Genomic DNA, 9,946 nt, shown 5'->3' on the forward strand with positions numbered 1-9,946 from the left:
TTTGACGGATTCGTCTATGAAGGCTAAATTATCCATCGAATTGGATTAACATTTTTTCCCTCCAAGGAGCCTTTCCTCATGGCATTCATCCCCAAAGAAGAGATTACGCGACTAAAGACGGAAACGGACCTGCTTGCCTTGGTCCGAAGCTACGGGATCGAACTGAAGAACCACGGAACGAACTGGGTAGCAAGATGCCCGTTCCACGATGACAAAACGCCGTCGTTCATCGTAACGCCTGTAAAGAATCTGTGGCACTGTATGGGAGCTTGCCAGACAGGAGGAAGCGCGATCGACTTCGTAATGAAACGGGAAGGTGTAAGCGTAAGAGAAGCAGTCTTGAAACTACAAGAGAGAGAACGAATAACAGCAAACGAACCAGAGAAGAGGCGGGGCCAGGCTGCTGCTCTTCAAACAAAAGAATTCCCCATACACGAAAAGGCAAGCGAGCGCAAGGACTACAAAGAGTTTAGCGCACAAGAACAGGATTTAATCGAAGGAGCCTTTGACTACTACCAAGAGACATTGGGGAAGAGTAAAGAAGCAATCGAGTATTTAAAGTCCAGAGGAGTGTATGACGAGGAGGTGCTACGCAAGTTTAGGGTAGGATACGCGAACGGAACACTGATCGAAAAATATTTACGTAGGCGGGACGGAAAGGCAGCGCGAAGGACATTTTTAGAATACGGACTACTCCGGGAGACAGGTAGAGAGCAGTATCACGGATGTATAGTATTTCCACTTTGTAACGAAGAGAAAAAGCCGGTAGGAGCGTATGGAAGGGCCTTCAAGGCAACGAGTCGAGAGATACGCCACAGATATATGAGAGGCCCGCATACAGGACTTTGGAACCGGGAAGCATTTAGAGGCAAAGAGTTGGTACTTTGTGAAAGTGTGATCGATGCTTTGACGTTATATGTAAATGGGATACGCAACGCAACTTGCAGTTATGGAATCCAAGGATACACGGAAGAACTGCATACGGAAATCTGGAAACAAAAACCGAAGCGAGTAATACTCGCGTATGACAACGATGTAGCGGGTAACGAAGGGGCGACAAGAGTAGCGCATCGGCTGTTGCAAGAAGGGATACAGTGCAACCGGATGAAATTCCCTCCGAGTATGGATGTGAATGACTACGCTCGGAAGGTAACCAACTCTAGGGAGAAGTTAAACGCCCTCCTACTTGATTCGAGAGAAATGAGAGAAGAAAGGGAGAGTAGTGGTCAAGACGCCGACTTGGAAGGATTAGAACCGGAAGGAATGGAAAGAGAAGAAGTAAAACATGAAACTAGAATGAATGAAAAGGCTGTAATGGAAGTAACGGAATATGAAAATTTGGAAGAGAAGGAACACACAACCGAAGAGAACAAGAAAGAGAATACGAAGGGATTCGAGATTAGAAGAAGTTCGGAAGAGATCTTGTTTTTAAAAGGAGAAAGGGAATACCGGGTAAGGTCGTTGTACAAGAATCAGAGTATGGAACAGATCAAAGTGAATCTGAGACTTTTAGTCGGAGAGGACTATTATATCGAGACGTTCGATTTAATGAATCAAAGGATGAGAAAGGGCTATGTACAAAACGCAAGCGAAGCGACAAATATCTTGGAAGAGACGATCACGAATGACTTGAAAGAAGTGTTTCGGGAAACGGAGGAAACGCTCTACGAACATTTAGAGAAGGTAAAGAAACCTACAAAAGAAGAAATAGAGCTTACTCCCGGGGAAAGAGAAGAAGGGCTTAGTATATTAAAAGATCCCTGCTTAGTGACGCGGATCTTAGAGGACTTTGAGAGAATTGGACTTGTGGGAGAGAGAACGAATTCTCTGCTTGGGTATCTCGCGACACTAACAAGAAGAACTGAGAATCCGCTCGCGGTGATCATACAGAGTTCATCGAGTGCGGGAAAGTCAACCCTGATGGATTCAATTTTAGACCTGGTACCGGAAGAGGAGAAAGAGAAGTATTCAGCGATGACGGGCCAGTCCCTCTTCTATATGTCCTCGAAGAATTTAAAGAACAAGGTGTTAGCGATCTCGGAAGAAGAAGGAATCGAGCGTGCAAAGTATGCGCTCAAGATATTACAGAGCGAGAAGAGAATCAGTATCGCAACGACGACCAAGGATCAACTAACCGGCAAGCTATCGACGACGGAATACGTGGTGGAAGGACCGGTAGTGTTATTCTTAACAACGACGAGTGTAGAGATCGACGAAGAACTGCAAAACAGAGCGATGATCTTAACGGTGAACGAAGAGAGAGAACAGACCAAAACGATCCTTGAAAACCAGAGATTGGAAGAAACTCTCTCAGGGGTATTGAAAAAGAAGACGAAGGACGGAATTGTAAAACTCCATCAAAACATGCAGAGACTGATTCTACCTTTAGCGGTGGTAAACCCTTACGCAAAGGAACTTAAATTTCCGGATACGAGACTGCGGATGAGGCGGGATCAAAAGAAGTATCTAACGCTGATACGAACGATAGCGCTTCTCCACCAATACCAAAGGGAGGTAAAAATAGCGAAGGATGAGAGCGGCCAAGAGATCGCATACATTGAAGTGGAGAAGTCGGACATTGAGCTCGCGAGTTTGTTATTTAGTCGAGTGTTTGGAAAGAACTTAGACGATCTAAGTCCTCATACAAAGAAGGTGCTAAAAGAAATTCACGGATACGTAAAAGAAGTGTGTGAAGAAAAAAAAGTGGAGAGAAGCGAAGTTCGCCTAACCAGAAAGGAGATACGTGAGAGAACTGGAACGGGCGACACAAGATTACGAATCTATTTAAAGAGATTGGAAGAATTAGAATATTTGTATGTGCGAACGGGCAAACAGGGATTAACCCTTGAATACGAATTACTTTGGGACGGAGAAGGAGAAAACGGAAACGATTTTGTACTTGGCATATTAGAAAAAGAAACAGACCTAAGGGAGAAACAAAAATGGGATTTGATCCTTTAAGACTTGGTGAGAGTAGTTCTCTCGTTTTTGATTCAGTTCGCACCCCCAAACGGGACAGTTTGCACCCCCTTCGCGCGTCCCTTGCGCCCCTTTGCCTGGGGGTTGCGCCCCTGATGAAAACGAGAACGGAGGGCATATACTTGTAGAGATTGGCGATTCTTGGCAAAACGAGAAAAACATCACTGAAACTGCAGTATTAGGAAGGAAAAGAAAACTTGTTCACAACTTGAACGGTAGTTTCGGACTAAAAAGGGTAAAAGCCAAAGATTAGAAGATTAGAGTTAAAACTATTTAAAGAGAAAGGATGAACGAATGAGAGAAGAGACATTGAAGATAACGGACGGAAAGTATCATCTACACGGTTTTACATTGAAAGGGAGAGAGAGTGAATTAGAAAAAAGGATATTAGAATATCTGCAATCACAAGAGCGGATTGGAAGGACAGTTAAGACACTCAAACACAAACGAATAGCGTTAAAGGTATATTACAACTGGAGTGAAGAGAGGGGCCTTACAAACCCGGAAGAGACGACCCAAAATGAAATAGAGGGATATCAAAGATATTTGAGAAAATACAGAAATCAGGTAACGAGAGAGAGGATCGGAATTAGGACCTCGAATTCGTGGTTATGTACTTTGAGGTCGTATTATTTGTATTTAGAGAGGAAAGGGTATATCCGAAGAAGTCCGTGTTTGGAGATGAAGTTACCTCGTAAGGGAAGGCGTATTCCGCGTAACGTCCTAAGTGTGGAAGAAGTGGAGAGTATCTTGTCGGTGCCGGATTGGCGAACCTCCCTAGGGATACGGAACCGGGCGATATTGGAGTTATTCTATTCCACGGGTATACGGTTATTTGAGCTAAAGAGGTTAGAGATTGGAGATATTGATTTTTCGAAGAAGAGGATATTTGTAAGGGAAGGTAAAGGAAAAAAGGACAGAGTGATCCCGATATCAAAGAGGGCGTTATATTGGTTAGAGAAGTATTTAGAAGAGGTGCGTCTTGGACATGTGAAAGGATCGGGAAATTATGGTCTATTTTTGTCCTGTAGAGGGACTGTACTGCAATCAACGTGCCTCATCGGAATTGTAAGGGAAGCGTTAGAGAAAGCGGGGGTGGAGAAGAAGGGAGCGACTCACATGTTTAGGCACACGACGGCGACATTGATGCTTGAGAACGGAGCGGACATACGGTATGTGCAGGAGATGCTCGGGCACAAGGATTTAAATTCCACACAAATCTACACACACGTAGCGATACGGAAATTAAAAGAGGTGTATGAGAGTACACACCCGTCGGCTGGGCATGGGGAAAGACATTTAAGAAAAGCGAATATTAATTCGACAGAGAGCGACACGAGTTAGTGAGTCGGAATTAGCGATTAGATGTTAGGATTTTCTAAATCTCTAAACAACCAAACGAAAAGGGCCGGTTAAAGGGAAGACTTCCCTTTTTAGCCGTTTCTTTATTTCAAAAAATTAACAGAATTCAAAAAACCTAAACAAGTTAGGAGGCCGAAGGCGTATTAGGGATCAGTGGATAGAAGTCAGGGATCAGGAAATTTACAGAAGGGATGAAAACAACCTTTGTTAAAGCGAAATTGCTCTACTCGGAAAAAATAACTGAACTCTGAAATCTAACATCTGAGTTCTAGTATGGAGTTTAAGAATGTATATAATCACGCTTGCGAATTTGAAAGGCGGGGTCGCGAAGACAACGACGGCGATCAATCTTTCGTTACAATTGATGGAGAAGAAAAAGAGAGTCCTTTGTATGGACTTGGATTTGAACAACAACCAAACGGACTTCTTTCTAAGGAAAGTGAGTGAAGAGGAATTGGACGAAAGAAACGTATATCACGCGTTACTGGAACAAAAAGAGATCGGGGCTTGTATATATGAGACACGTTTTCCGGGAATCGATATACTACCGGCGACAATTGGTTTGGGGAAGATAACGGAGGAATTAGGGAGCGACCCGAGAGTGCTTGCTTCGTTTGTTGAGAAGTTGAAACAACTCCATTATGATTTTGTAATCATCGATACGCCGGTGTATTTGAGTCTGGAGCTAAGATTTGCGTTGTCGGTAGCGGATCTTGTAATGTATCCGGTCAGGCCGTCGAGATGGAACTTTCAAGGAACCAAAACGTTACTTGGAGAAATAGAAAGACTACGCGAGGGAGATGAAAGCGATCGTGCTTCTCATACCCAAGGTGATGCGTCCTCTTTTTTTGGCGACAGAAGAACGAAGACGTTACTTGTGCCATCGATTGTAGGCAAGAGCAAGAAAGAATCGGAAAGGATCTTGACCTTGAGAAAGAAATACAAGGTGTCGAAGACCGTTGTATCGAAGTTGTCGGCGATTGAGGCGGCCACAGAACTAGGAAAGCCTTTGAAGGAGAACACAAAGGGATATTCATTATTCGAGGAACTGACAAACGAAGTGTTGGAACTAACGGGGATGTATGGGAAGAAGCGGAAGGTAGTCGTATGAAGAAGAGTCAGGAAGAGAAAGCAAACGAGTGGATGGACGCGCAAGAAGCAAATCCCAGGCCCGGATCTACATTCAAAAAACAGTATATCCCGAAGGGAGTTACGTTGAATCCGATTGTGAAGATGGTTCCTCCGGAGAGTTTAAAACCGAATCCAAAGAACGACTTTGATCCATTGAGTGAAGAAGAATACGCAAATCTCAAAGAGAACATTGCTCTCAACGGAATCTTGGATGCACTGACAGCGAAAAAAGACGGAACGATTATCACGGGAGAGAATCGTTACCGGATTGCGCTTGAGTTAAAAGAACACGAAGACGAGAACGTGCGCCGGAGAATCGAGAACATCCCTGTTCGTTATTATATGAACGAGCTCACACTGGAAGAGGAATACGACATCCTAGAAGGAGACAATTTATTTCGAAGACATCTAACAGCGGAACAAAGAAAAGAGCGGCTAAAGAGAAGGATTCTTCGCAAATACAAAGACGAACTTATGCAAGACAATCGAGGCGGAAACAGAAAGAGCGAGTCGTCTAAAATACAAAGTGAAGAACAAACAAAACAAGAACTGTCTTTTCGGGTGGAAGAACAAACGGGTGGAATGTCCGGAAGTGAGCTTGGCCAACAGGTGGAAGTTGGCAACTTAGAAGAGCAAGCGAAAGAATCAAACCTTCAGGGTGAAGGTTTGAAAGAGGATTCTAAGATGTTAAGCGAAGTTTTGTTCTCTAAAGAATCAAAAGATGAGGGTCATCTTTTGATCGGCAAGAGTCAAGGTTCGAATGAAAAATCAAAAGTTCAGGGTGATCGTTTGAAACAGGGAGAACAAAAGAAAGAAGCATCTTCTTCGATCGGAACCAAAACTGAAGGATCAAAAGATGACCCTCATCTTTTGATCGGTAATTCCAGTAAGGACTTAGCAAGGAAAGTATCAGAGAATGAAAACATACCACTTGGAACGGCTAAAAATTATATCTCTGAACTAAAGAAAGAACTCAAAACCAAAGAGCCGAAGCCAACCGCAAAAAAAGAGAAACCGGCCAAGAAGGAAGAAGGCAAGAAGAAGACACGGAAACAAATCGCACAAAAGAAAGCGAAGGAGTTTCAAAAGAAGTATCTGAAGATGAGTTACGAACAAAAGGAAGCGGCCCTCGATCGAATGTTAGGCTTACTTGTGAGATTGAGAAAACAGCAATCGAAGTTAGACGAGCAGGTAATGGAATTGCACTGGAAGGATGCGGAGATCGTATATCAGCTAACCGCGGTGGGTCAAGACAAGAGGATTTGGAAGTTGAAAGTATGAAAAGCAAAAACGAGACAAAACGAGACAAAAACGGATTAGATCCAAAAACAAGGGAGGAAGAAGCGGAAGAATCTTCCATCCAAAAAAGAATGGAAATCTTTCGAAAAAGATATGAAAAGATGAGTTCGATAAAGAAGAGAGAGGAAGTAAAAAGTCTATTACAGAAATTGAAAGTGTATCGAAAGAAGATCCAAAAGCTGATTCTTCAATTGACGAAAGTAGCGGAACAGGAAATCGAGATTGAAAGAAAACTCAGAGTGATCGGAGGAAGGTCGATCCACTAAAGGAAATGGGAAGAAATTAGGCTAAAAAGTGAGGAAAAAAACAGCCGATTTTTCACTCACTTTTCCTTCGTTTTCCTCACTTGAAATTACCCTTAATTTATCTGAAATTAGGAAGCCCAAAAAAGGGTTGGACAAATCGCTGAATCGAGGTCGAAATCAAAGAGGGAAAGAAATGGTAAAGACTTTAACATTAGAATTACCGGATGGACTGAAGTTAAACGAGCAAGCTTTACAGATGACACTTGCGGTAAAGCTTTATGAGGCCGGTCAGTGTTCATTGGGTCAGGCGGCGCAAGTAGCCGGAGTGACAAAACGTAGTTTTATTGAAACGATGGGAGCCTTTGGGGGATCTATCTTTTCCGGATATACGACGGACGATTATTTAAACGATATACGGAATGCGTAATGAAGAAATTGGAAAGAGCGGAAGAAGTTTTGCAGTTACCGGTTGCAACTGGAGAAGCGTTAAAGAAATTGAATTTAGCGGGAATCTGGAAAGACAGAGAAATTGGCGACAGTACAGCCTATTCACAGGCGTTAAGAAAGAAGTTAGCGAGCCGCATGCTGATTGATTGGAATTAAGAAACGATTCACCAAGTAAAATTAAAACGTAGATAATGAATCAACTGGAAGACGTATTTAAAAGAAAAATCCGATTTACCGAAGAAAGAAGGAAGCACATTGAGGGGGATCATCCGGAGATGTCGGGACAAGAAGAGAGGATTGTAGAGTGTTTATTGTTTCCCGAGCAAGTGAGGCAATCCCGAACGGATTCGCGTGTGGAATTATTTTACAAGTATTTTACCGATACTTTAGTGGGTAACAAATATCTTTGTGTAGTCATCAAGAATGGAGTAGACGATTTATTCCTTGTTACAGCGTATTTTACCGACAAGGTAAAGGAAGGAAATGTTTTATATGGATAGAGAAATCAAGATATATTTCGACAAAGAGTCGGACTACTTAGAAGTCCTCTTTGAAAAGAAAGAAGGTTTTTTTAAAGAAACGGAAAACGACGCGGTAATGGAAAAAGTGGATACTTTTGGGAACGTAATCGGATTTTCCGTTCTGAAAGTTAGCTCTTTTGAGAAAGGTCCAGTCTCGGTTCTCCTTCGTAGCGGCGCGGCCTAATTTGGCATTCGCTGGAAAGCTTCCCTCTTTAGCTGTAATATTTTGAAAATCCCAATCACGAAAAGATTTCGGGATACAAGCGGAAGAGGAAACGAAAGCCCGTATTAATTCAATGATATCGGCACAAAAATGCACAATACTGGTCTGAAGTGATTTCGGTTTACCGGCAAGGATCTTGATTGTATTGGAAAAAACCGGAAGAATCGAGAACTCTTTGCCTGAAGAAGAAAAAAGTACGGAAAACGGGACTTGTGTGGAACCTAAACTCTCCTCCCTCCAAAAAACGAGTTGCCTGAATTTGTAATACCAAAAAGAGTTAAACAGCACGATTTCCCTTAAACTCTCAAAGGAAATTCTCGAAACAACCCGCCCTAATCCATTGCGCTCCAAACGACGCGGAGCCTCTAAACCCTAAAAAACGATCTTTGGACTTTTCCCTCTAAAGACGAAACCCGACGGAAACGTCGGGACGGAGGGGGAGAGTAACACCCCCCGCTAATACAATGACCTGTTCAAATTCAAAACAGAACGATATTTAATATTTTCAAAAGGAAAAGTCTACTTTTCTCTCGTTTTCGAAAGAACTCTCGATGAAACCTAATTCGTTTGTTTAAAATCGAATATTTCCGAGTTTATCCGTCGGAAAAATACTAGCTTTTACTAGCATCCAAAGAACGATCTGGTAAAGGCAGGTAAACCCCTGCTTTTACCGTCCTTGTTAACTGAAGAAAATTCGGATCAAATCCAAGATTTGCGAAATGATTTGAAGCACGAGTTTCCAAATCGATATTCGAGTTCTTTTCATACCTACCTCCTTAATGTACCAATTAGTAAGTACCAAGTGAACAATTGAAAATTTTGGAGGAAGGCTTTGAACCTTGCTTCGCCGTTCTAAAATGTTTCTCTTGATCTGCTTAATTAGTAGGGGCTGATTTGATTTCTTTACTTTCGAATGAGGTTCGGAGGTGTTTGAGATCGGTTTTTCAAGTTTCAAGATTCACCTGTCGTTATCCTGTTCTTTACTTGTCGTTCACCTAAGTTTGCCTGTTGTTGTCTTGTTCTTCACCTATCATTGCCCTGTCTTGAACCTAAAGGATGGAAAAAGGTGTGAGGATGAACACGAAACGGCTTTGATTCTTGTTTTATCGCATTTCAAACGGGTCTTGTGTGGAACTTGTTCGAGACTTGTAATTTTCAAATGGGTCCTATTCGAGCCCTGTGTGAGACTTGTCTGGAACCTAAAGGACGTTTCGAAGTAGCAGAAACGCAAAATACAAGCTCGGATTGATGAATCCTTGCAAGATACGAATTGGAGGCGAGGAAACGAGCAAGATTCTTACTTGTATGTTTGAAATTTCTGAAGAAATCCGAAGTTTTCCGCAATTTCAGAGTTTGGCAAAGTGAAACGCTGAAATTGGAAAGTGAATCTCTAACTTTTCCGGAATTTAGAAATGAAATCCGAAAAAATCTTTCGGTTTTTTTCATTTTCTTCGGAAATAACATGATGAAAGATGAATATTCAGGAAAGTGTTCTAAGGTCGAAACCTGTTTCCAGAAAAAAACGCATGTACCGAAAATTTTTTTGAGTGTAGAAGTTCGTAGAGGCTAAACTGCATCGGATTGGCAAACACTCTGGGAGAAACGGGATTTCGGAGTAAACATGCGACTAGTGAAAGGTATGGAGCAGATATTTCGTCCAAAGAATACGGTCCTGGTAAATTCAGCGGTGGTCTTTCCTACAATCAACGAGACGGTTTTACCGCGAGTTTGAATGTTTC

Annotated in this window: 9 protein-coding genes; all 9 read left to right on the forward strand. The window is 42.4% G+C overall.

What is annotated here, in order from left to right:
* Positions 1-78 precede the first annotated feature (78 nt).
* The 9 genes from LEP1GSC194_RS16395 to LEP1GSC194_RS21680 all read left to right on the forward strand — a co-directional run bounded on the left by LEP1GSC194_RS16395 (position 79) and on the right by LEP1GSC194_RS21680 (position 8,168).
* Entirely contained in the window at positions 79-2,961 is a 2,883-nt protein-coding gene (locus LEP1GSC194_RS16395; protein WP_020774634.1) for a CHC2 zinc finger domain-containing protein, read from the forward strand.
* 312 nt (positions 2,962-3,273) lie between these two features.
* On the forward strand, positions 3,274-4,323 hold the full coding sequence (locus tag LEP1GSC194_RS16400) for a tyrosine-type recombinase/integrase (RefSeq protein WP_017810306.1): 1,050 nt from the start codon (positions 3,274-3,276) through the stop codon (positions 4,321-4,323).
* Between the two features lie 304 nt (positions 4,324-4,627).
* A complete protein-coding gene (locus tag LEP1GSC194_RS16405) occupies positions 4,628-5,452 on the forward strand; it encodes a ParA family protein (RefSeq protein WP_017810307.1) in 825 nt (274 codons plus the stop codon).
* The gene (locus LEP1GSC194_RS16410; RefSeq protein WP_020774635.1) at positions 5,449-6,753 is read left to right on the forward strand and encodes a ParB N-terminal domain-containing protein; all 1,305 of its coding nucleotides are present in this window, start codon (positions 5,449-5,451) and stop codon (positions 6,751-6,753) included. The genes LEP1GSC194_RS16405 and LEP1GSC194_RS16410 overlap by 4 nt, the downstream gene beginning before the upstream one ends.
* The gene (locus tag LEP1GSC194_RS16415) at positions 6,750-7,037 is read left to right on the forward strand and encodes a hypothetical protein (RefSeq protein ID WP_017810308.1); all 288 of its coding nucleotides are present in this window, start codon (positions 6,750-6,752) and stop codon (positions 7,035-7,037) included. Before LEP1GSC194_RS16410 ends, LEP1GSC194_RS16415 begins: the two co-directional genes overlap by 4 nt.
* 172 nt (positions 7,038-7,209) lie before the next feature.
* Positions 7,210-7,443, forward strand: a complete 234-nt coding sequence (locus LEP1GSC194_RS16420) for a UPF0175 family protein (RefSeq protein WP_036043469.1) — start codon at positions 7,210-7,212, stop codon at positions 7,441-7,443.
* Positions 7,443-7,619 (forward strand): hypothetical protein, encoded by a 177-nt coding sequence (locus LEP1GSC194_RS22735; RefSeq protein WP_017810310.1) that lies wholly within the window; start codon positions 7,443-7,445, stop codon positions 7,617-7,619. Before LEP1GSC194_RS16420 ends, LEP1GSC194_RS22735 begins: the two co-directional genes overlap by 1 nt.
* Before the next feature lie 35 nt (positions 7,620-7,654).
* Complete coding sequence (locus LEP1GSC194_RS16425; RefSeq protein WP_017810311.1) at positions 7,655-7,963, forward strand: hypothetical protein; 309 nt, start codon at positions 7,655-7,657, stop codon at positions 7,961-7,963.
* On the forward strand, positions 7,956-8,168 hold the full coding sequence (locus LEP1GSC194_RS21680; protein ID WP_020774638.1) for a DUF2283 domain-containing protein: 213 nt from the start codon (positions 7,956-7,958) through the stop codon (positions 8,166-8,168). The genes LEP1GSC194_RS16425 and LEP1GSC194_RS21680 overlap by 8 nt, the downstream gene beginning before the upstream one ends.
* The last annotated feature ends 1,778 nt before the right edge of the window (positions 8,169-9,946 follow it).

The sequence above is a fragment of the Leptospira alstonii serovar Sichuan str. 79601 genome (genome assembly GCF_000347175.1).
GTDB lineage: Bacteria > Spirochaetota > Leptospiria > Leptospirales > Leptospiraceae > Leptospira > Leptospira alstonii.